This window comes from Pseudomonas sp. 9.3L, assembly GCF_058536285.1.
This window is the reverse complement of sequence record NZ_JBZUBK010000001.1, coordinates 185,389-206,193: the sequence shown is the minus strand read 5'-3', so window position 1 is coordinate 206,193 and position 20,805 is coordinate 185,389. Positions and strand designations below refer to the sequence as shown.

Genomic DNA, 20,805 nt, shown 5'->3' with positions numbered 1-20,805 from the left:
CCCGGGCAATGACCCAGGTCTGTTGGCTACCACCGCGTTGATATTACTGAGCCTGATAAATCTGGTCGAATACCCCGCCGTCGTTGAAAAACTTGGGCTGGGCGGTTTTCCAGCCGCCGAAGTCTTTGTCGACGGTGACGAGGTTCACCTGTGGGAAGCTGGCGGCATATTTCTTGGCCACCTCAGGGTCCCGTGGGCGGTAGAAGTTTTTCGCGGCGATCTCCTGACCCTCCGGGCTGTACAGGTACTTCAGGTAGGCCGTTGCCACCTCTGTATTGCCTTTTTTCTCTGCGTTCTTATCGACCACGGCCACAGGGGGCTCTGCCAGGATCGACAGCGACGGCACAACGATGTCGAACTTATCAGCCCCGCCTTCTTCCTGCAGCGCCAGGTGCGCCTCGTTCTCCCAGGCCAACAGCACGTCACCTTGCCCATTGTTGACGAAAGTGATGGTCGAACCGCGTGCGCCGGTATCGAGTATAGGTACGTGCTTGAACAGCGTTTGCACGTAAGCCTTGGCCTTGGCTTCGTCACCGTTGCTGGCTTTCAGGCCGTAGGCATAGGCCGCCAGGAAATTCCAGCGCGCACCGCCCGAGGTTTTAGGGTTAGGGGTAATCACCGATACATCGTTTTTTACCAAGTCGCCCCAATCCTTGATGCCCTTGGGGTTGCCCTTGCGTACCAGAAAGACAATGGTCGAGGTGTAGGGCGTACTGGCGTCCGGCAAGCGGGCCTGCCAATTAGCCGGCAACAATTTGCCCAGGTTGGCGATTTCGTCGATGTCCCCGGCCAGGGCAAGAGTAACGACGTCCGCGCGCAGCCCGTCGATCACCGAGCGCCCCTGCTTGCCTGAGCCGCCATGGGATTGCTGTACTTTCACCGTGTCGCCGGGGTGGCTCTGCTGCCAATGCTTGCCAAACGCCGCGTTGTAGGTCTGATACAGCTCGCGTGTGGGGTCATAGGACACGTTGAGCAATTCGTAGTCCTTTGCAACAGCGGGCCCTGCAAGCGCAACGGCGGCAAGCATAGCCAACGCATAACGGCGGGTGGTCATGGTGAAGCTCCTGATAGCGGCGCGTAATGGCGTTAGACGGTGTTAATAGGGCAAAGCGTTAGCTGGGCTTGGTGCCGGGCTGTTGAAGACGAAACTTTTCCTTGCGCTCGATCTGCACCACGTGGGCGTTGTGAACGGTGATTTCTACCGCACCAAAGCGCAGGCCCTGCAAGGCCCGTTGGATTTCCCTGAGGATCGCGGCTTCGTCCTGCCCTTCGAGGCTACGCAGCGGTACGCTCATGCTTCAGCTCCTATAAAAACGATGCCCGACGCTACGCCAGACGTGCGCCAACTATACGAGCGCCTCTTTATTCTCAAAAATAATATTTATGCATGTTTATAGACCTTAAAGGCATAACGAAATCGAACTGCTCCTTTCCTTACATACCTGCTTACTAATTAGTAAGGTTCTGGTCGTAAACCCCTATCGTTGAGTACAGGGAGCCGTTAGATTCACCCGGTCTTTCACCGACGAGGCTTTCCCTGCCTATGTGGTACAACGGCTTACTCGACCTCACTGTCTGGCAACTGGTAGCGGTCACCCTGGTCATGACTCACGTGACCATCATCAGCGTCACGGTTTACCTGCACCGGTATTCCGCACACCGCTCGCTGGAGCTCAATGCCGGGCTCAAGCATTTCTTCCGCTTCTGGCTGTGGCTAACCACCGGCCAGAACACCCGCGAATGGACTGCCATCCACCGCAAGCACCACGCTAAGTGCGAAACCGTCGACGACCCCCACAGCCCGGTCATCAAGGGGCTGGGTACCGTGATGCGCACCGGCGCCGAGCTGTACCGCGCCGAAGCCGAAAACCCCGAAACCCTGCGTATCTATGGCAAAAACTGCCCAGACGACTGGATAGAACGCAACCTGTACAGCCGTTTTCCCATGGGGGGCGTTACTCTCATGGCGGTCATCGACCTGGCCCTGTTTGGCGTGCTGGGCATGACCGTCTGGGCAGTGCAAATGATGTGGATACCCTTCTGGGCGGCTGGGGTGGTCAATGGGCTTGGGCATGCGGTGGGCTATCGAAACTTCGAGTGCCGTGATGCGGCCACCAACCTGGTGCCCTGGGGCATAGTGATTGGCGGTGAAGAGCTGCACAACAACCACCACACCTACCCCAACTCCGCAAAGCTGTCCGTAAGGCCCTGGGAATTCGACATCGGCTGGCTGTGGATACGGGTGTTCAGCCTGCTGAAGCTGGCGAAGGTCAACCGCGTGGCGCCTATTGCACACCGCGTACCCGGCAAAGGCTCCCTGGACATGGACACCGCCATGGCGATTCTCAACAACCGGTTCCAGATCATGGCGCAGTACCGTAAGCAGGTGATCGGGCCGCTGGTAAAGCTGGAGCTGTCACGGGTCGATGAGTCGCTACGCCACCGCTTGCGCAGGGCCAAGGGGCTGTTGTCCCGAGAGCCTAGCTTGCTGCACGAACATCATCAGGCACGCCTGGACAGCATGTTGGAAACCAGCCAGGCCTTGCGGGTGATCTATGAAAAACGCCTGGCCTTGCAACAGATCTGGGCGCGCACCAGTGCGAACGGCCATGACATGCTGGCCGCCATGAAAGACTGGGTGCAAGAAGCGGAAACCAGCGGCATCCATGCCTTACGGGATTTTGCCGCTAGCCTCAAAACCTACTCACTGCGCCCTGCTGCTGTATAAACAGCCCCTTGGTCATGGGCCTCACCGCCATGGCCGGGGGAACTTTACAAACGTCAAGCGTGTCTGAGGCTCATACTCGCTACTGCAGCGGGCCATATCATGGCCACCTCCTGGTGAGCCATCCCTCGCCGTATTCTTGAAGAAGCCGTGATGATGGCCAACACTCAAACCTCTACTCCACCACTCGATCAAACGCCTGAAGCCGCCCAAACCCTGCTTGCCCTGATGCACGCACAGGGTGAAGTCGCCCGCCTCAAAGAACGCGAAGAGCTGTTCAGCGCCCTGCTTGTGAGCGTGAACGCCGTCCTCTGGGCGTTCGATTGGGAAACCCAGCAGATGGTCTACGTGAGCCCTGCGTACGAGCGCATCTTCGGCCGTTCGGCAGGCCTCCTGCTGGCCGACTACAACGAGTGGCGCGACAGCATCTACCCCGACGACCTGGACTACGCCGAGCGCAGCCGCGCTGAAGTGCTAGAGAAAGGCTCTATCGAGGACCGTGAATACCGGATCATTCGCGCTGACGGGCAAATTCGCTGGTTAAGCGACAAATGCTTTATCAGCCATCAACCTGAGGCCGGGCAGCGGGTGATCGTGGTGGGGATTGCCGAAGACATCACTGAAAAGAAGCACCTGGAAGGCGAGCTACAACGTCTGGCCACGACCGACGTACTGACCCAGAGCAGTAACCGTCGGCACTTCTTCGAATGTGCCCACCGTGAGTTCGAGCAGTCGCGCCTCAATGACACGCCTTTGGCGTTCCTGCTGCTCGATATCGACGACTTCAAGATGATCAACGACACCTACGGCCACCAAGACGGTGACTTGGTGTTGCAGCGAATTGCCGAAAGCGGAAAAGGGGCCCTGCGCCGTGGGGACTTGTTCGGGCGGATTGGCGGGGAAGAGTTTGCAGCGGTGTTCCCGGGCTGCGCCCCCGACATGGCACGCCAGATCGCTGAGCGGCTGCAACGCGAAGTGCAGCGCTTGAGCTTTACCAGCGGCGGTAAAACCTACGGCATTACCGTGAGCCAGGGCCTCACGAACCTCAAGGAAGACGACGAGGCCTTGGATAACCTGTATTCCCGAGCGGACGCGGCCATGTACCAGGCCAAGCGCCAGGGCAAGAATCAAATCATCATGTCGTAAGCGTGGTTAAACTTGCCCTTATCACGCAGGCCTTGCTGATTTCCTCATAAAAAACCCGCCTTCTCCGGGCGGGTTTCTTACAACACAAGCGACCCTTTACAGCGCTGCGAAGCACTCTTCCAGGATGGCCAAGCCTTTATCGAGCTGCTCATCCGGCGCCGTGAGGGGCACCAGCACACGCAGCACATTCCCGTACGTACCGCACGACAGCAGGATCAGGCCTTTTTCACGCGCTGTGGTTACCACTTTAGCCACCGCCGCTGCGTTCGGCTTATGGCTGTCGCCGCCTTCGAACAGCTCTATAGCAATCATGGCACCCAGGCCGCGAACGTCACCGATCACCGGGTATTTCGCTTGAAGCGTACGCAGACGTGTGGTGAGGCGTTCAGCGACATCCAGGCAGCGCTGCAGCAACTGCTCTTCTTCGAACACGTCCATTACCGCAAGGGCCGCAGCACAGCCCAGTGGGCTGCCGGCATAGGTACCGCCCAGCCCACCCGGCGCGATGGCGTCCATGATTTCTGCCTTGCCGCACACACCCGCCAGCGGGAAGCCGCCGGCAATGGACTTGGCGAAGGTGGTGAGGTCGGGTGTAACGCCCATCTGCTCCATGGCGAAGAACGTACCCGTACGGCCGGCACCGGTCTGCACTTCATCCGCGATCAGCAGAATGCCGTGCTGGTCACACAAAGCGCGCAGCCGCTGCATGAAGTCTTTAGGCGCAACGTAGAAGCCGCCTTCGCCCTGAACAGGCTCAATAATGATGGCGGCGATATCACGCGGCTCGGCGTCATTTTTGAAAATGCGCTCAATGCTGGCGATAGCGTCGTCGGTGCTCACGCCGTGTAGCTCGCAGGGGAATTGGGCCCGGAAAATCCCACCGGGCATCAAGCCCATACCTGCGGAATACGGCACCACTTTGCCAGTCAGGCCGAGGGTCATCATGGTGCGGCCATGGTAGCCGCCCGTGAAGGCGATCACGCCAGCACGCCCGGTGGCAGCGCGGGCGATCTTCACGGCGTTTTCAACGGCTTCAGAGCCTGTGGTCACCAGCAAGGTTTTCTTGGCGAAATCGCCCGGCACCTTGGCGTTGATTTTCTCGCACAGCTCTACGTAAGGCTCATACGCCAGCACTTGGAAGCAGGTGTGGGTCAGCTTATGCAACTGAGCTTCAACCGCTGCCACAACCTTTGGGTGCAGGTGGCCGGTGTTGAGTACGGCAATACCGCCCGCGAAGTCGATGAACTCACGGCCTTCGACGTCGGTAACGGTAGCGTTTTTTGCGTGGTCGGCAAAGATCGGGTGGATCTGCCCAACGCCGCGAGGTACAGCAGCCATGCGCCGCTGCATCAGGGATTCATTGGTTTTACTCATGTCAGGCCTCAGTCGCCGCTCATCGTCGGCGTGATTCAGGAGGAGGCGTTGGCAGTGGCTGGGCAGCATACGATGATCGACTGCCCAGCAGCACCAAGTGCCCTAAAGAGTGCCAAGCGATCAGATGCTCAGGCAGATGTATTTGATTTCCAGGTAGTCTTCGATGCCGTACTTGGAGCCCTCGCGGCCCAGCCCCGACGCCTTCACACCACCAAAGGGCGCGACCTCGTTGGAGATCAAGCCGGTATTGATGCCAACCATGCCGTACTCCAACGCTTCGGCCACGCGGAACACACGGCTCAAGTCACGGGCATAGAAGTAGGACGCCAGGCCGAACTCGGTATCGTTGGCGGCAGCGATCACGTCGGCTTCGTCTTTGAAGCGGAACAGCGGCGCCAGGGGGCCGAAGGTTTCTTCCTTGGCCACAGCAGCGCTGGCCGGCACGTTCAACAACACAGTGGGCTGGAAGAAGTTGCCTTCCATCTGCTCGCCACCCGTCAGCACCGATGCACCTTTACCTACTGCGTCGGCGATGTGCTCCTTGACCTTGGCCACGGCTTTTTCGTCGATCATAGGGCCGGTGGTTGTGCCGTCTGCCAGGCCATCGCCGACCTTGAGTTTTTCTACCGCTACCTTGAGCTTCTGAGCGAAGGCGTCGTACACGCCATCCTGCACATAGAGGCGGTTAGCGCACACACAGGTTTGGCCATTGTTGCGGTACTTGGAGATCATCGCGCCCTCGACAGCCTTGTCCAGGTCGGCGTCGTCGAACACGATAAAGGGCGCATTGCCGCCCAGCTCCAGGGACACTTTCTTGATGTCTTTGGCGCATTCGGCCATCAACTGACGACCAATGTCGGTAGAGCCGGTGAAGCTCAGCTTGCGTACGGTGGGGTTGCTGGTCAACTCACCGCCGACCTCGCCCGCGCTGCCCGTGACCACGTTGAACACCCCTTTAGGGATGCCGGCGCGCTCAGCCAGCTCGGCCAGGGCCAGCGCCGAGTACGGGGTTTGTGAGGCAGGCTTGAGCACCATGGTGCAGCCCGCCGCCAGGGCCGGGCCGGCCTTGCGGGTAATCATGGCCGCAGGGAAATTCCAGGGGGTAATGGCGGCCGTTACACCGATAGGCTGCTTGAGCACGATCAGGCGCTTGTCGGGCTGATGGCCAGGGATCACGTCGCCATAGACCCGCTTGGCTTCTTCAGCGAACCACTCCAGGAAGGACGCGGCGTAGGCGATTTCACCCTTAGCCTCAGCCAGCGGCTTGCCCTGCTCCAGGGTCATCAAGCGGCCCAGGTCATCCTGGTGCTCTAGCATCAATTCGTACCAGCGGCGCAGCTTGGCGGCGCGCTCTTTGGCGGTTAGGGCGCGCCACGCAGGCAGCGCGCGATCAGCCGCTTCGATGGCGCGGCGGGTTTCAGCCTTGCCCATCTTCGGCACGCTGCCGAGGACTTCTCCGGTAGCCGGGTTATTGACCTTGAGGGTCTGACCGCTATCAGCGTCTGCCCAGGCGCCATCGACATAGGCCTGTTGGCGGAAGAGGTGTGCGTCTTTGAGCTGCATGTCTGCTCCCTAAGCGAGCCTCGCCAAAGCGAAGCCTTGAGGTAAAGGGCGATGTATCCCAGGGCTAGGCGTTTGAAATCTCAAACACATCCTAGAATCTGGAGGGCGAAAGGACAATAGCTGTTCGGAAAAAAGAACATTGCGGTGTGACGGCTACTACTGCCTCGCCTGCCTTTATAGGACCGTTCACATCTGAAAACGATGCGCAGCTCATCGGCGTAGACGCGCCCCTCCCACATCGGTATCATTGCGGCCGCTTGCACTCGTAGCTCAGCTGGATAGAGTACTGCCCTCCGAAGGCAGGGGTCATGGGTTCGAATCCCGTCGAGTGCACCAATTTCGTCAAGTGCTTGTAGGGTAAGGAATTATCCGCGAGCACCGGGTCTGCAAGGCTGGTGGGGCACTTCACAGTGCTTTCAGGTGGGGCATCGCAAAGGTGCCAGCAATGCCAGCCCAACCCTCATACATCACACTGAATCGTCACCGCACATACTATTTTCGGATAGTAGTACCTAAGCCCGTGCGCGCTGCATTAGGCCTTCAGCGCGAGATTCGTCGCTCCCTCAAAACTGACAGCCTACGGCTAGCGCTTCGCCGCGCCAGGCAATACGCTGCACGCATAGAAGCGGTTTTTGACAAGGTGCTCGGTATGGTTGATCAAGACGATTATGTCCTGACAGATGAAGACTATGAGTCGCTCACCAAAGAGCTGAATCAGGCTAGCCATGGTGATCTGTGGGGATCGCACTCAACCGATCCCGTAGAAGCTACACCTGCTTACAAGTCGGCTTTCACGGATGACGAATGGCGCCAATCAGAAGAGAAACAAAGGCGCAGCGATATTGCACAAAAATTGACAGGCCACTCAAAAAGAGATGTGCCTGAGAGCCAGCAGGATCTCGCAGAGCAGCTTTACACCGCAGGACTCAACCTACCCCGACGTGAGTTTGTGCGGCTGCTGCCTCAACTCATAGACAAGCTTGCGTTGAACCAGCTTGACGGAACAGCCCAGGCAACGCCAGCCACAGTGCAGTCAACGATCCAGACAGTCCCTTTGCCGAATGGCCCAACAATATTTGGACTGTGGGAGCTTCTACGAGAATCGGATATCAGGCTCAATAAGAAGAAGTCGGTTAGCGCTCACAATGATGAGCACGGACACGCTTGCAGGCTCACCATCTTGAGCGGAAACAAACCTTTTTCCTCGCTTAGCCTGGAAGCGATCAATCAGCTATACCTGCAATCTTCACTAGTAAAAACTGTGCGCGGGGCGAAAATTCCACAACCAGACTCTCCGGTCGAATCTATCCTAGCCAAGCCAGGCGATGAGCGCCTCAGTAGCGCAACCGTCGAAAAAATGGTAATTAGGCTAGATGTGCTCCACAAGTTTGCATACAAAAAAGGTCTTACTGACATCGATCCGGCGAAGACCGAAAAGCCTTACTTCCGCAAGCGGAAACCGCGTGCTACTCGGTCTGCTGACGAGGGGGAATCCTTCCTAGCTTCGGACCTTCAAGCGATATTCTCCGGCCACATCTACGTGGGCACAGACACTGGGAAAACCGACTTGGTATTTCCCTATCATTTTTGGCTCCCTCTTTTTGGCTTATTTACAGGCGGCAGGCTAAACGAGATCTGCCAGTTAGATCTGGAGGACATCTGTCAGGAGGAGGACACGGGACTATGGTTCATCCGTATTGCGGACGATCCCGACGACAAGCCGCTTCCAAAATCGCTGAAGAATGAGTCCAGTCACAGGCTCCTACCCATTCATGACGAACTCATCAGAGCAGGCTTTCTGAAGTTTATTGAGCAGGCACGGTCTGAACGGCGGGTGAAACTGTTTTCCGACGGCCTCACCTACAACCCATCAAAGGGATGGGGAGGTAATGCAACGACCTTCTTCACACGCATGCCCAGCCTCAGCACTCCGCAGGGTGGGTACTTTTTCAACGTTGGAATTCGTAAACGCTTAAAGAATGGCAAGCCCGACAACAAAAACTTTCACTCGTTTCGACACACCTTCATTGGATTATTGCGAAACACCGGAGGGAATGCGCTTTCTCTCTTGGAGACTTTCACAGGACATGCGAAGCAGAATAGAACTCAGGCTGATGACTACGGACTGGGTGTATATCTAAAAACGAAGTATGAAGCCCTACATAGCGTGCAGTTCCCAATCGACTTGTCAGGTATAACCTATGCCAACTTTAAGGAAAGGCATGGGAAAAAACTCGAGGAGAGCGTTACAGCGCACCGCAAAAAACATGGCGTGAATCAGACAGATTAAATCAAGTGACTCTCTGATCTAGAAATCTCATCACCGCGCCTGATTGCTGGCTCAAGGGAATGCGTGGCGAGCCGAGCACACTCTCTCAACCCCCTATACACTAAAAGCCCTGACTGATTCTTGAGCACTTGCAGTAAGGCGTAAAATAACCTGAGGTGATCGTCCATGGACAGATACAAGTTTCTGTATGAGCTATCTCGGAAGGCGCTGGACGAGGAACTTGATCGATACAAAAGGCTGGATGAGAAGGCAAGTCGCTTTTTGAGTATTTTGAGCATTGGAATCGTTGCATATACAGCTTTGCTCAATGCCGGTGCCTCAAAGATATTTCCATTACATAACGTTACCATCGCAGAGTGGTTATTTTTGGTCCTCGCAGTATTAACTTTCCTTGCGCTCCTCTCCTCTTGGCTCAGAATATTCCAAAGTATCAAGCTATCGAATAGTCCCAGAATCTCTATCGGGTCGCCAACCAACACCATGGCGGCAGAAGAGGAGCTGATCTCAATGTATTACGCGCTGTCCCTATCCTGCCAGGCGGCTTTAGCTACGGCTAGAACCATCCTGGCGGAAAAAACCGGCTATCTTGAAAGCGCATACAAAGAAATTCAGTTTTCAACGTATCTCCTCGGAGCCTCTGTGGGCTCATATTTCTGGATTGCTGCCACGACAACAGGAAAGCCCCTATGACTGATAGCCAAAAAACACCTGATCCTAAGCCAGACCAAAAACCGAAGCCGAATCCGCTAGTGAAGCCACCCGAGGTGGTCATGGTATTGGACCACGTGCATCCATCTCAAACCAAAAAACGCTAGGAGCACCTCCTTTTCATCAGCTTCGAAAGCTGATGAAGAGGGTCGGCCCCTTTAGCCTTATTCGGTTTTCTCAGCTCATCGCTAACTTACCTCACACCGTTATCAAAGAAGTAGACAGGTTTGATAGTGCTACGACCATTCGTCGATCACTATCAAATATCTATTTAAAATAGCTATCTGATCGAACTATCATAGGCCTACCGAATTCGAGTCTAAAGGATAGCCCCTATGAATGCCCACCTTTACCTCCGCGCATCGACCAAGGATCAGGACGCTAACCGAGCGAAGGTGGCGTTGGAGACCTTCGCGGCTGAGAAGGGGCTAACCGTCGCAGGCATTTACGCAGAGAACATAAGTGGGACCAAGCTTGATCGCCCTCAGTTGCTCGCCATGCTCGAAGCTGCGGCACCTGGAGACATCTGTCTCTGTGAATCTGTAGATAGGCTCACGCGACTGTCTCAGTCCGATTGGAAGTCGCTGAAAGCCACAATTGAAGCCAAAGGCCTGCGGCTGGTAATTGCCGATCTGCCAACGAGCCATTTGCTGGTGCAGGATACCGGTATAACCGGTCAGATTATGGAGGTCGTCAACGGCATGTTGATTGACCTGATGGCGACCATGGCCCGCCTAGACCAAGAAAAACGTGTAGAGCGTATTCGTCAAGGCATCCAGAACAAGCAAGCTGCTGAACCTGACTGGAAGCCCACCGGCAAGAGCAAGGACGCAGGCAAGTGGGGAAAGGTCCAAAGCATCCTCGCCAGACACCCGCAAGCTTCCGCTGATGAGGTCGCTAAGATGGCGGAGTGTGGCGTTGCAACTGTTTACCGCATCAAGCGGGCGCTGAACGCCTGATTACTACAAACCTGCATTGCACTTAACCAGGCATTTGCATTCGATGCCGACCACCGATTGCATAGGATTTGCCGAGAATACTCAGTGACCACTGATCGGCTGAGAGCTTCACATCGCTGCCGGTGGCGAAAGGCACAGTTCGGCCGATTCTGTTGAAAAAGTCGGTTTTTAAAAATGTCATAGGATGAGGTGTTGAAGTCCCTTTTCAACGCGCGTCCACGCGACATCTCACCCTGAAAGGGTTTGCGAACGATCGAGATTTTAATCTCAAACGCGTACTTTCTTGCCATCGAAACCACGTCCGACTGTTTTCAACAGAGTCGGCCATAAGCAGTCTCTCCTTTCTTGCTCGAAACGACCGGCTTCGCAGCTTCATTGGCGCTCAACGCACTGCTACCATCCGCTCACTAATAACCAGAGCCTTCTCTATCCTACGGATTGCAGCCTTTTCAATTTTTGCGGCCATCTTTTCTTTGCCAGCGTTGGCACAGGAAGAGTTTCAGTGTGCTGGCGCAACCGTCACTATTGGCGTGTATACGACCAGGCCGTTGCGGTCAACAGAAGGCGCAGACGTGGTCCTCCGAGTACAACGAGGTCCACGTTCAACGATTTTGCGATACAGCAATGTGGATTTCGTGGGCGGCGCATGCGACACCGACGCAAATAACGCAAGCCGGATCATCTATCAGGCTGTCTGCGGCGGTAGCGGTAGCGGTAGCCATGATTTATCGAACTGGGTGAATCAACCCTGAAAGCCTTCAAGCCCTGCTGGTACCTTCGGACGACAGCCTTGCGCCAGCCATCGCTCTGCTCGGGCATAAGCCGATGCTGAAAGACAAACCTATGAGTGTGAGCGATGAAGCTCATCGGGTTGGATTAACCACGCCGTAGCTACGGGGACAATATGTCCGCTTTCTGCCCAGAAGCCGTCAGTCAGTATCCGCGAATGGGCCGATTCACTGTGTATGGTGCTAGGTAAGAGGCAGGTTTCTTTACTCGAAAACCAACCTGTGGCAGTTGAGCTGGAGCTCCGGCCACAGGAAAATCCGACTATCCCTAACGCGGGACGGTCGTTATCCCGCAGCGACTTCTTTTGGTGTAAATGTATCGCGCGCTACGTTACCGATGGTGTTAGTCGTGTAGGCATCGAAACTTCCGCCAATCAAGCCACCCAGCAGGGGCACGGCTTTACCGAGATTGATAACGCCTTTTTCACCAAATTTGGTAAACAGCTTGAAGCCTACCTTTTTGTTTATCTCTATAAGCGTTTTACCAGAAATCGATTTCACGGCGTTCATCGCCAGCTTGTTACCGACGGCAATACCGATGTCCTTCAGCACTTCCTTGGCGGAGTTTGCTGTGAGGCAGGCGAAAACTAGAGTCTTTACCTTGTCATCCTTGACGTCGTAGCCGCCCAGGTGGGCGATGGCGGCAATCATGCGAATTTGTACGAAAAGCACACTCGTGATATTGGCGGGCAACGCGATGGGCAGTGTGATCAATCCACCCAAGCCGGTAATGAAGCCTGAGGTGGCGGATTTGGTGTTCTGCCAGCGAATCAGTGAATTCGCTTGATCGTAGGCAGAACTATCTCCCTCGGCGTAGCTGGCCGCAAGCTCCTCGGCGGAATCAAGACCGGAGAAACCATTCACAGATCTCTCGTAGGCCCAGTCGAGGACTTGCATTATCTTTTCTTGACTTATCAGTTCCATCTTCAGTCTCTGCGCATTATTGACGGCTTTATGATGCCATACATATTCCATTACCCGCATTATCTTGCTTTGAACAAATCCCTCGCCCCACCCATGCTCCACTGCGCCGACGGCAATGGTGGGCTCTTCGGCAAACACATTCGCCTCCCACCGTAGCGTGATGTGCCTTGGCGTCCGTCTCCCTCAACTTACTTTTATCGGGCCTAGTGAATTCCGGATTGAGAAATAATGACAGTCATCATTATGCCAAATCGCTCCTAAAAACATAATAAAACGCTTGCAAGCTACTGATATTAATCAATTAAACGCTAGACGCTATACATCGTACGGCATATCCTCAATCCACTGCTCACAGAAGCAGATTAACCATCAAACAGGCGAGATTCCAAATATGAACCGATATCAACACCCGAGACCAAGGACACGCCCCGATGAGTACCCTAGAAGAAAACGCTCGTGACTTTCTGAGTAATTCAGTCAGCTCATATCGTCGCCTGGCTCAACACCTAAACAACAGCAATCCGAGAACTGACGGCGTTCGTTGGACGAAAGACTCTGCTTACCATCTCTGCCGTAAAAATGGCTTTAGCTCGCCCAGGCCATGTAGGAATCAACCTGCTGCCAGCATCACCCAGCGCAGCCATACTCGCAAAGCCATCGCTGACGCTCTGACAGACACCCTTAATGCGTCCGGCACCCTGATAGCCTCGCTCGCCCCCTTTCAAATCAAAGATGTCGCCCGCATGTCTGGCTTTCCGCTTGCCACCGTTGCCAGCAACTGGGACCGACTCGAACGCGAGTTGCTTGCCTTGGCTAAACTGCCGCCAAAGGCGACTGTCCTTCACATCTTTGAAGAAGAGGTTTGAGATGGCAGGTAAAAAGGTCACGCCCGACCAAAGCACCCAAGTAGTCATACTTCGAGAAGCTGGCTACACGCTTCCAGTAATTGCGAGTCGCCTAGAACTCAGCATCAGCACCGTACAACGCATTATCAGGACGAACAAAGTAGTAGCTGGCGCTAGCACCCAAGCATTGATCGATAAAGCCAGGGAGGAGTTGCTCACTACGGCGTTTTCATTGGAGTCGGTGCAACAGCTCGCGGCGTCATTGGTAGTCGATGAGTTGGTGCTGACTGAGAAGATACGACTCAAGCTTGCTAACGCTATTGAAACTCTCGATCCGGCTGACCCGATGGCGTTTAGAGCCCTAGCTGCTGCATCGACAGCGCTTAAGCTGACACAGGAGGTCACCCGCAAAGCATTGCCCCTGGAGAAGCTGAATCAAGCGCTTGAGATAGAAGAACTGCCCGAACTCAAGATCCACATTATGACGGCTGATGATGTCGCGGAGATGCGTGCTCAGCAGCGGCTAGAAGATGCAGAAATTAGTGGAGATGATCAAGCCGCCCTAGACGAACTGGAAAACCTGCAATGGATGAAAAATCGGCGGCTAGTTCAATCAGATCAGAAGGACGAAGACGATGATGTTGTCTGCGAAGGGTTTGACCACCTCATGACCGGGACGTGACCGGGCGAAGTGTCAAAGTCTTAGAACGAACCTGAATGGTCGATCACCTTGGCGGCTCTGCCGGGATGACGATTTTGAAAATCTGACCCTGCTTCCACGTGGGTATGAGAGCCCTGATATGAGAACCACTCAGCAAAGCACACCAGCCTCATTAAGCAGTCCTGAATCGTTTACAGGAGCGCTCAACACCAAGACCCAAGCCCCGTCGGTAACACGTGTAGAGGGAACTCCCAGCCAACCCTGCGTAACAGGCGCTTTGGACGGTCATGAGAAAAAACCCGTAAAGTCCCAACCCTCCAAAACGAGCCAGGGCCTAGTATCCATGCTGTATGCGAAGCAATTGGCGATGTCGAAGAGGAGTATATTGTCTACAGACACTCCCTATACTCCGGGATCAATCTACAGACGAAAGACTCTCCTTGATCAGCCTGTACCCAAAGAGATGGAGCTCAAGGCTTGGAAGCATACCAACGAGTTCACGAAGCTAGCCGTAGCGGCTGGCCCATTGTATGAAATGGCTCAGGCAAGATCATGGGAGCTGAAAACTTTCACTTTGATTCTCAGTAAACAGCTGAGTGACCGGCTGGATAACGGTGACGCCACCGCACTCGAATATGTGCGGGACCAGATGACACGGCAGGTGCGAGCGGCGGTAGACACCAGAGCTGAATTTTTATATGGTGTCGAAAAAGCACCCGCAGCGCTGGCTGACAAATCCAGCCGGAGACGATGGCACCTGCATGGCGTGATGATCGGCCCAGTGGGATTTGCTGCTACCGGGAAAACGGCGCTGCGTATGAAGCTCCAATCGATCAAAGGAGAAGCTGACGCGGATTTTAGGTTTGATACACCCGGAGTGAGCATCGAACGTGATCAAAGGCCATCTGTGGTGGGATGGTGCTTCTACTCAGTTAAGAACGGACTATCAGTGGAAATCAAACCATCCCTCGAACACGAGTACGACCTCCCCCCTTGCAAACACACCTTCATATCGTCGCAGCTGAGGCGAGAGGCCAAACGGTGGCACGAGGCCAAGCTCCAAAACAAACTCCTCCCAGAACTCATTGCAGGAGCTCCAGAGCTGTACACCGCCACTGCATGCCCACCCCGGCGATCTGGCTGATGCGGCAGGCGCTCAGAGCACCTGCCCCGCTATGCTCGTTATGTGCTGGACTTTGTGCAATGCCCGCCACGAACAAAGTTCTTCACGTCGTTGTAGACCCCAGGCAACGTACCCCGCGACTCTAAATAGGTAACCTCGGTTTTGGCTCCGGTAACGCCTTTACCCTTGACAACCGCAATCACGAACGGTCCGCCACCCAAAGGCCGGGGGATTCCCCAAGAGATACTAAACTCGTCTCTCTCGGGATAGTAAAAGGATCGGGTCACGGAGAGGTCTTCACAAGTCGTACCTGGCTCCAGTGAGTTAGTCAGCCGGTAGTAGACATCGCCAACCTTTTGATCAACGACAAAAGCCTGGCGTCGCCCCTCTGTTTCGACGTCGGATTGGCTCGTTGCACAACCTAGTAAAAAGCACGGAGCGCATAGCAGTATCAAAAACTTCATGTTTTTCCCTTATTCGAGAGCTAATGAGCGAGGCGAGTGAGACGTGGCCTACACAATGCCTTTCTTGGGGGATGGCCGGTTCCCGCGCGCTTGGGCAAGAGCGCTACTGTGAGCATTCTTCTTTTGTAAAAAACTTGGTCTCCCCGTTAACCACCTGCACGCATATGGGTTCATCCATCGCAGCTTTGAAAGCCGCTTGCTTTTCAGCCTCCTCTTTCTCAAGCAAAGCGGCGGTCTCCAAAGGGTCCGGCAAGCACTCTTTAACAGTCGTTTTGCCGTCGCGGTTCTCAACGGTCGTAACACGACTGTACTTGCAGCCTGACTCGGCTTCTTTTTCTACAGGGCAACCAGCAATAGCCGCGCATGTTAGGAGCAGTAACAGGAGGTTCAGCTTTTTCATAGGTACACCTTTTAGATCAGAAGACCGCTATTTCCGAGGACCTGCCTCTAGCCCCTACTTGATTGCCTGTACCTTCAGGGCCAATCAATGAGCGAAAACTGTCTGCGCACCGTGCTGCAATCATCAGGGCTTAAACCCTGTGATTGACGCTCAGCGTTTTCACGGACACCTGCTATAAAAATAGGGAGGTAGGTCTTCTGGTCTTGGGAGCCAGGCTTGAAACGTCTGTCCATCCAAGAGCCGACTTGGCTCGCCTCACCGGTTACGCTAAGCCCGCAGCCTGCGGCACGGCCCAGCATCACGGCATACGTAGTCAGTTTATCGATGTCGGCATCTGAAGCGGCTTGGGCAGAATTGATGCTGAGCGCTATGAGAAATCTGAATGCAAGACTTGGGGATTGAGAGCTCAAGAAACGGTCCTTGTCAGCGTGCTTGATGAGCATATGCTAATCATAGTATGTAGAAGAGTAGTATGCATGCAGACACATTTGCAAGCATGCCTATTAAACCTAATGACTGCCCACTTGTGGCGGTCTTCGCCGCTAATGTCCGCCGCAGACGTCTTGAGCTTGAGCTTTCCCAAGAAGAGCTTGCCGCGCGCGCAGGCGTCCACCGCACTTATGTGGGGATGCTGGAAAGGAGCGAAAAAAATTGCACCATCTACAATATCTGGCGGCTTGCATCAGCTCTGGAAAGCGACGCAGCAGACCTACTGATCGAAAATAAATGATCCATGTTCTCGCTGATGCCAATGAGAGTGAGCATCATCAAAAGGCACTCTTTTGATTTTATGCGCGAACCTGTTCGAAGGTCGGTCGTCTCGTCCCAGATTCATGAGTAGGTTGTAGCTGAGCTCGAAACGTGCAGAATAGGCTGAGTTTGACCGCCACTAACTAGCTCCACTAAGTGTGACACTGCCTCTGCAACCTAGCGTGAAGGCCCCAGAAACAGGTGCTTCGGAGTTCATGGGTTCGAATCCCGTCGAGTGCACCATACAAAACAGGGCCTTAGGTGAAAACCTAGGGCCTTTTGTTTTGAGCTGCGCCAATTCTGTGCCTAAACCGTGCCTCCCTATCCCCTGCGACTTATGCGCTGAGTATGCCTTTGACTACTAGCTATGTGGGCTGGAAGAGCTGAGAGGATGTATCCATCCCTGCAATTGGCTCAGCCCAACGCACCTTCCACGTACACCAAGCCCTTATTGGCGGCTTGAGGTGCTAGGCCTAAGGCTTGGAGGCGCAAGACTCACCATTGCCCAAAACAGTTGTGGCAAGGCTTGTCAGAAACGCAGGCTGCTCAACTTGGAGATAAACATATCCACTATCCTCCCTGGATCCAGGTCAAATTTTTGCTCTTCCCTGATGTTCCGGTCATCGTCATACGGTGATCGCCATGAGGGCCAATGCAGGTCTGCTAGAGATGGCTCGAGAGGGCAGTTAGGTGCGGAGATCGAGAGCATAAGACTCAGCAGGATCTTTTCGCGCAGAACACCTCTTGGAACGCTATCAGCGGACTTCGCCAGAGCTTGAAAGAGCTTCTGAAGGTAGTGAATGAAGTGTTGCATCGCGTCGCCCAAAGGCGGTGCGGTTCCAAGCTCATAAACTTCCACGAAAAGGGCGGCTTTCTCATCGCGCACATCTTCTGACGCTTGCTGATGGAAGCTATCCGTCAGATGCAAGATATCAGTCGGCATCTCGTTTACGAAGAAACTCTCCACGGAATACCTCGGCGCCTCCCCCGGGCTGCTATAGAAAACTCTGTCCGCAACAGCGACATCTTCAATTTTCTCAGCTGGAAACGTTGCATTCACACCGAATCCTACTTGCGCAGCATCTAAGAGCGTAGATCGGACTAGCTCGATTAGCTCGACCCTATAGTCTCGATTGGTCGCACCTTGGTAATCGAATATATGCCCATGTCCGACATTCTCAACCTTGCCCAGCAAGCGACGCAGACCTCGCCACCGGCCGGAGTAAAAGTTGCGCCAGCCCCATGACTCCCTGGTTTCAATCGCGGGCAGTGGCGTGGGAGCAGCTTCTGGAGGCGCCGACCGCTCCTCCGAGCCTTGATCCGACCTGGATTGCAACTCCTTGAGGGCCCGTTGTTGGCGGCGAAGTTCGCTGGCCAAACCCAGACCCAGTGAGCTAAGGCGCGTTTGGCCCACAATCTCTTGATGGTTGATGGCAACCTGCGGGCGAAGTCCTGAGCCGAACACTTGCTCACACCAAGCGGCATAGGTTAGATTTTTGCCAGTGGTGCGGGGCAGTCTTTTTGCCAGCTTCTTAAGAAGGGAAGTCTCCAGGTAAGAGCAATCGACCAAAACGTCGAACCTCTTCAACATCCTGAACTGAACCCACTGCTCTAACTCTTCACGGTCCATCCAGTTACTCCACTTCAAGTAGAATCGGTGTTCTGTCTCATCTAATTCAACCGCAGGATAGCCTGGCTTCGACGAAGAGCGCTCCGGGGTGGCAAGTTATCGGCATGGCGCAACGTCCTCGAGCTGGAGCGTGATCTCCGTACAACAAGCACACGAGAACGGGATAAGGAGGGCTCTTTTTTTTGGAGCACAAAACGAACCTGCCAGGCAATTCCTTGGTCGAGCTTAATCATCAGACTTCTGAGAGCTGTATTTACTCCGCCGCATCAGCGGCTACGGTATCGACTGCTCAGCCATCACTTAATTACAAAGCCCAATAGTACTGCTTGATTTTCTGCGCCATCAGCCGGCGGCGCTCGGCCAGAAAGGCGTCAAATTGCGCGGGCTGATAAGCAGCCAGATCCTCAGGAAGACAATTCGCGGCCAGGTTGACTTTGAGATCATCCAGGTGGGTGATCGCCCCATACCGCGCTACGCCGGTGTCACACTGAGCGAGTACCTCCGCCATATAGTCAGCCGGCGCGGTGTGGCCGATCTTGATGTTCACTTCCTGCTGCACGTACACGTAGTTGGCGACTTGGTTGTACTTGCTTCGCTGCAGTCCTTGGAGTTTTAGGAAATTCTTCGGGAAGATGTGGTGAATATCACCATGGTGCGTGAGCATGTCGCGCACGGTGATGTCTTTTGACAAGAAGCCCTTGTCCCCACGGTTAGCCTGCGCGGCCCAAAACACCTTGATCGCAGGGGCATTAACGGACGATGTAGTCAACGACTGTGGCAAACCGAAATCCCAGAAAGCGTCGGAAAGCTCAGCGTCCTCGATCTCGCCCAGCACCTCCTCGAACTTGCGCTCATGAACGGCCTTGATGTCTTTGTCGAAGCGCGACTCCGGCGAACCCGAGTAACGCCCGGTCAACAGCGACATGACAAACCAACGTCGAACCCAGCTTTCGATATTGGGATTGTTGCCCAAGTTGCGTTTGAGCTTGAGGTACAAGACATAGGCGAAATTCAGCGCGTTAACCGAACCTATCATGGAGCTGTCCACGAATCCGGCCGAGCGAATGATCATCAAGAAGCGCTTGAAGTGCGTTTCGTTGATGAACTCCTTGACCCCTTCGCTCAGGACCTTGAACGACTCCTCTTCGATTTCTTTCTCATAGCTTCGCGTATCGAAGTTACGACCCGAGAGCAGCCCGACCAGATCCGATAGGCGACCACGATTGAATTTGGTAGTGAAGGCCACGCGCAGCATGTCCGAGTAACTCGGGTCGTACAGATCATCGTTCTCCCGCCTCAGCCAGCGCATAGCCTTGAAGTAGCCCGTCTGGACGAAGGCTTTGTCATTGTTCTCAATATGGGCGTAGAACTCGGGGGCGATGGAAAGGTGGCAGAAGTAGTCGATGGCCTTGCGCAGAGTATTACCGTCGAACTCCTCGTTGGCAGCGATTTTCGACATCACGAAGTCCGCCTGGCTGAGCACAACACCTTTTGAGTTGATGCGGATGAAGATCTCCGTGACGGTCTCGATATCCAGATCAGCCGCCAGCTCGATCAGACCGATCTGCTTTTTGGTGATATCGCAAAGCCTGTCCAATCGCTCGTAGACGAGATCTTCATTCAAGTCAGGGTTTGCGGTCAGATAATCCCTAGCGGCCTTGTGCGACTTTAACTCGCCATTGACGATTGGCGCGATATCGGCGAACCACGCTTTGTCTTTTTCAATAGCGGGGTTGCTGACCTCGAAGCGCTCCTCGATAGGGTGGAAGGCAATACGGATACGCACTTGCTGGTAATCCTGGTTGATCACCTGCTGGCCAGCGATCGCTGCGGTCAACGCGGTAACCCTTTGCTGGCCGTCGATCAACACCTTCTTGCCTTCGGCCAACGAGCCGTCTTTGAGCTTAACCGTGGGATTGCGCCAGGCGATAATGTAGCCGACCGGGAAACCCTGATACAGGCTGTCCATCAGGTCGCGCACCTTGCTGGCATCCCAGACAAAAGGGCGCTGAATTTCTGGGATCGCAATTTCGCCAGACTTGACCCAGCTCAAGAGAGTTTCGATCAGGTGCTGGTTAACGGAGTACTTTTGGGCAGACATACACAACATCCTTGTCGCAAAGCTTGCTCAGATTGAGTGGCTCAGATCATCAGGGTAAGGCAATCCACTCGCCCTCTCCGACCCCGGAGCGGATTGAGACAATCATTTGTTCCACTGCGGCCCGCTCCACTCGCTGGGGGCTGTCGGCATGGTAACGGGCTTGGAAATATTCATGCCCAATGCGAGTCAGTCGGTAACCGTCAGGCCCACTTTCGATTCGCCCTCCATCCAAGTGAGTTTGGAAATTCACCATGAACCGCTTCAACGGAAAGGATTCTCCCTGACTCATCTCCGTAACCTCCAAGATGGCAGCCATATATGTCCACAGCCGACGACCTGTGGGGGTTACGGCGA

At 54.7% G+C, this 20,805-nt stretch carries 18 protein-coding genes and 1 tRNA gene; 10 read left to right on the top strand and 9 right to left on the bottom strand.

Features of this window, described 5'->3' with window-relative positions; all coding sequences use genetic code 11:
• Nucleotides 1-43: 43 nt before the first annotated feature.
• The gene (locus tag AC4LE2_RS00915; RefSeq protein WP_491823471.1) at nt 44-1,054 is read right to left on the bottom strand and encodes a sulfate ABC transporter substrate-binding protein; all 1,011 of its coding nucleotides are present in this window, start codon (nt 1,052-1,054) and stop codon (nt 44-46) included.
• 58 nt (nt 1,055-1,112) lie between these two features.
• Entirely contained in the window at nt 1,113-1,295 is a 183-nt protein-coding gene (gene oscA, locus AC4LE2_RS00910) for a sulfur starvation response protein OscA (protein WP_491823469.1), read from the bottom strand.
• Nucleotides 1,296-1,543: 248 nt separating this feature from the next.
• Here oscA and desA point away from each other — a divergent pair, with 248 nt between their 5' ends.
• Together desA and AC4LE2_RS00900 are read left to right on the top strand one after the other, a co-directional pair.
• Nucleotides 1,544-2,728: a delta-9 fatty acid desaturase DesA gene (desA, locus tag AC4LE2_RS00905; RefSeq protein ID WP_491823467.1), complete on the top strand. Its 1,185-nt coding sequence runs from the start codon at nt 1,544-1,546 to the stop codon at nt 2,726-2,728.
• Nucleotides 2,729-2,881: 153 nt separating this feature from the next.
• Nucleotides 2,882-3,871, top strand: coding sequence for a GGDEF domain-containing protein (locus AC4LE2_RS00900; protein ID WP_491828016.1), 990 nt, complete (start codon nt 2,882-2,884; stop codon nt 3,869-3,871).
• Between the two features lie 96 nt (nt 3,872-3,967).
• On the opposite strand, the gene gabT is transcribed toward AC4LE2_RS00900, so the two are convergent.
• Both gabT and gabD read right to left on the bottom strand, forming a co-directional pair.
• Complete coding sequence (gabT, locus tag AC4LE2_RS00895; protein WP_491823466.1) at nt 3,968-5,245, bottom strand: 4-aminobutyrate--2-oxoglutarate transaminase; 1,278 nt, start codon at nt 5,243-5,245, stop codon at nt 3,968-3,970.
• A gap of 120 nt (nt 5,246-5,365) precedes the next feature.
• The gene (gene gabD / locus AC4LE2_RS00890) at nt 5,366-6,808 is read right to left on the bottom strand and encodes an NADP-dependent succinate-semialdehyde dehydrogenase (RefSeq protein ID WP_491823464.1); all 1,443 of its coding nucleotides are present in this window, start codon (nt 6,806-6,808) and stop codon (nt 5,366-5,368) included.
• Between the two features lie 259 nt (nt 6,809-7,067).
• Here gabD and AC4LE2_RS00885 point away from each other — a divergent pair.
• The 4 genes from AC4LE2_RS00885 to AC4LE2_RS00870 all read left to right on the top strand — a co-directional run bounded on the left by AC4LE2_RS00885 (nt 7,068) and on the right by AC4LE2_RS00870 (nt 10,765).
• Nucleotides 7,068-7,144: transfer RNA gene (locus AC4LE2_RS00885), tRNA-Arg, on the top strand.
• A gap of 109 nt (nt 7,145-7,253) precedes the next feature.
• Nucleotides 7,254-9,098, top strand: a complete 1,845-nt coding sequence (locus AC4LE2_RS00880; protein ID WP_491823463.1) for a DUF6538 domain-containing protein — start codon at nt 7,254-7,256, stop codon at nt 9,096-9,098.
• A 165-nt stretch (nt 9,099-9,263) separates the two neighbouring features.
• Nucleotides 9,264-9,788 (top strand): hypothetical protein, encoded by a 525-nt coding sequence (locus AC4LE2_RS00875; protein ID WP_491823462.1) that lies wholly within the window; start codon nt 9,264-9,266, stop codon nt 9,786-9,788.
• A gap of 353 nt (nt 9,789-10,141) precedes the next feature.
• Nucleotides 10,142-10,765 carry a recombinase family protein gene (locus AC4LE2_RS00870; protein WP_491823461.1) on the top strand — a complete coding sequence of 208 codons (624 nt, stop codon included), beginning with the start codon at nt 10,142-10,144 and terminating at the stop codon, nt 10,763-10,765.
• Nucleotides 10,766-11,838: 1,073 nt separating this feature from the next.
• Here AC4LE2_RS00870 and AC4LE2_RS00865 read toward each other — a convergent pair.
• On the bottom strand, nt 11,839-12,615 hold the full coding sequence (locus tag AC4LE2_RS00865; protein WP_491823459.1) for an EcsC family protein: 777 nt from the start codon (nt 12,613-12,615) through the stop codon (nt 11,839-11,841).
• 293 nt (nt 12,616-12,908) lie between these two features.
• Between AC4LE2_RS00865 and AC4LE2_RS00860 the strand changes: the two genes are divergently transcribed.
• The 3 genes from AC4LE2_RS00860 (at nt 12,909) to AC4LE2_RS00850 (ending at nt 15,127) form a co-directional block, all read left to right on the top strand.
• Nucleotides 12,909-13,343 (top strand): hypothetical protein, encoded by a 435-nt coding sequence (locus AC4LE2_RS00860; protein ID WP_491823457.1) that lies wholly within the window; start codon nt 12,909-12,911, stop codon nt 13,341-13,343.
• A 1-nt stretch (nt 13,344) separates the two neighbouring features.
• On the top strand, nt 13,345-14,004 hold the full coding sequence (locus AC4LE2_RS00855; RefSeq protein ID WP_491823455.1) for a helix-turn-helix domain-containing protein: 660 nt from the start codon (nt 13,345-13,347) through the stop codon (nt 14,002-14,004).
• A gap of 322 nt (nt 14,005-14,326) precedes the next feature.
• Nucleotides 14,327-15,127, top strand: coding sequence for a hypothetical protein (locus tag AC4LE2_RS00850; protein ID WP_491823453.1), 801 nt, complete (start codon nt 14,327-14,329; stop codon nt 15,125-15,127).
• 546 nt (nt 15,128-15,673) lie between these two features.
• On the opposite strand, the gene AC4LE2_RS00845 is transcribed toward AC4LE2_RS00850, so the two are convergent.
• Both AC4LE2_RS00845 and AC4LE2_RS00840 read right to left on the bottom strand, forming a co-directional pair.
• Nucleotides 15,674-15,970, bottom strand: coding sequence for a hypothetical protein (locus AC4LE2_RS00845; RefSeq protein WP_491823451.1), 297 nt, complete (start codon nt 15,968-15,970; stop codon nt 15,674-15,676).
• Nucleotides 15,971-16,044: 74 nt separating this feature from the next.
• The gene (locus tag AC4LE2_RS00840; RefSeq protein ID WP_491823449.1) at nt 16,045-16,413 is read right to left on the bottom strand and encodes a hypothetical protein; all 369 of its coding nucleotides are present in this window, start codon (nt 16,411-16,413) and stop codon (nt 16,045-16,047) included.
• 29 nt (nt 16,414-16,442) lie between these two features.
• Between AC4LE2_RS00840 and AC4LE2_RS00835 the strand changes: the two genes are divergently transcribed.
• The gene (locus AC4LE2_RS00835; protein WP_491823447.1) at nt 16,443-16,700 is read left to right on the top strand and encodes a helix-turn-helix domain-containing protein; all 258 of its coding nucleotides are present in this window, start codon (nt 16,443-16,445) and stop codon (nt 16,698-16,700) included.
• Between the two features lie 549 nt (nt 16,701-17,249).
• On the opposite strand, the gene AC4LE2_RS00830 is transcribed toward AC4LE2_RS00835, so the two are convergent.
• Together AC4LE2_RS00830 and AC4LE2_RS00825 are read right to left on the bottom strand one after the other, a co-directional pair.
• Nucleotides 17,250-18,350 (bottom strand): hypothetical protein, encoded by a 1,101-nt coding sequence (locus AC4LE2_RS00830; protein WP_491823445.1) that lies wholly within the window; start codon nt 18,348-18,350, stop codon nt 17,250-17,252.
• 304 nt (nt 18,351-18,654) lie between these two features.
• Complete coding sequence (locus tag AC4LE2_RS00825; protein WP_491823443.1) at nt 18,655-20,451, bottom strand: GmrSD restriction endonuclease domain-containing protein; 1,797 nt, start codon at nt 20,449-20,451, stop codon at nt 18,655-18,657.
• Between the last annotated feature and the right edge of the window lie 354 nt (nt 20,452-20,805).

Bases quoted from the DNA above. Each gene is read 5' to 3' on its own strand.
- AC4LE2_RS00915 (WP_491823471.1), bottom strand. From the start codon at position 1,054: ATGACCACCCGCCGTTATGCGTTGGCTATGCTTGCCGCCGTTGCGCTT.
- oscA (WP_491823469.1), bottom strand. From the start codon at position 1,295: ATGAGCGTACCGCTGCGTAGCCTCGAAGGGCAGGACGAAGCCGCGATC.
- desA (WP_491823467.1), top strand. From the start codon at position 1,544: ATGTGGTACAACGGCTTACTCGACCTCACTGTCTGGCAACTGGTAGCG.
- AC4LE2_RS00900 (WP_491828016.1), top strand. From the start codon at position 2,882: ATGGCCAACACTCAAACCTCTACTCCACCACTCGATCAAACGCCTGAA.
- gabT (WP_491823466.1), bottom strand. From the start codon at position 5,245: ATGAGTAAAACCAATGAATCCCTGATGCAGCGGCGCATGGCTGCTGTA.
- gabD (WP_491823464.1), bottom strand. From the start codon at position 6,808: ATGCAGCTCAAAGACGCACACCTCTTCCGCCAACAGGCCTATGTCGAT.
- AC4LE2_RS00880 (WP_491823463.1), top strand. From the start codon at position 7,254: ATGCCAGCCCAACCCTCATACATCACACTGAATCGTCACCGCACATAC.
- AC4LE2_RS00875 (WP_491823462.1), top strand. From the start codon at position 9,264: ATGGACAGATACAAGTTTCTGTATGAGCTATCTCGGAAGGCGCTGGAC.
- AC4LE2_RS00870 (WP_491823461.1), top strand. From the start codon at position 10,142: ATGAATGCCCACCTTTACCTCCGCGCATCGACCAAGGATCAGGACGCT.
- AC4LE2_RS00860 (WP_491823457.1), top strand. From the start codon at position 12,909: ATGAGTACCCTAGAAGAAAACGCTCGTGACTTTCTGAGTAATTCAGTC.
- AC4LE2_RS00855 (WP_491823455.1), top strand. From the start codon at position 13,345: ATGGCAGGTAAAAAGGTCACGCCCGACCAAAGCACCCAAGTAGTCATA.
- AC4LE2_RS00850 (WP_491823453.1), top strand. From the start codon at position 14,327: ATGCTGTATGCGAAGCAATTGGCGATGTCGAAGAGGAGTATATTGTCT.
- AC4LE2_RS00845 (WP_491823451.1), bottom strand. From the start codon at position 15,970: ATGAAAAAGCTGAACCTCCTGTTACTGCTCCTAACATGCGCGGCTATT.
- AC4LE2_RS00840 (WP_491823449.1), bottom strand. From the start codon at position 16,413: ATGCTCATCAAGCACGCTGACAAGGACCGTTTCTTGAGCTCTCAATCC.
- AC4LE2_RS00835 (WP_491823447.1), top strand. From the start codon at position 16,443: ATGCATGCAGACACATTTGCAAGCATGCCTATTAAACCTAATGACTGC.
- AC4LE2_RS00830 (WP_491823445.1), bottom strand. From the start codon at position 18,350: ATGGACCGTGAAGAGTTAGAGCAGTGGGTTCAGTTCAGGATGTTGAAG.
- AC4LE2_RS00825 (WP_491823443.1), bottom strand. From the start codon at position 20,451: ATGTCTGCCCAAAAGTACTCCGTTAACCAGCACCTGATCGAAACTCTC.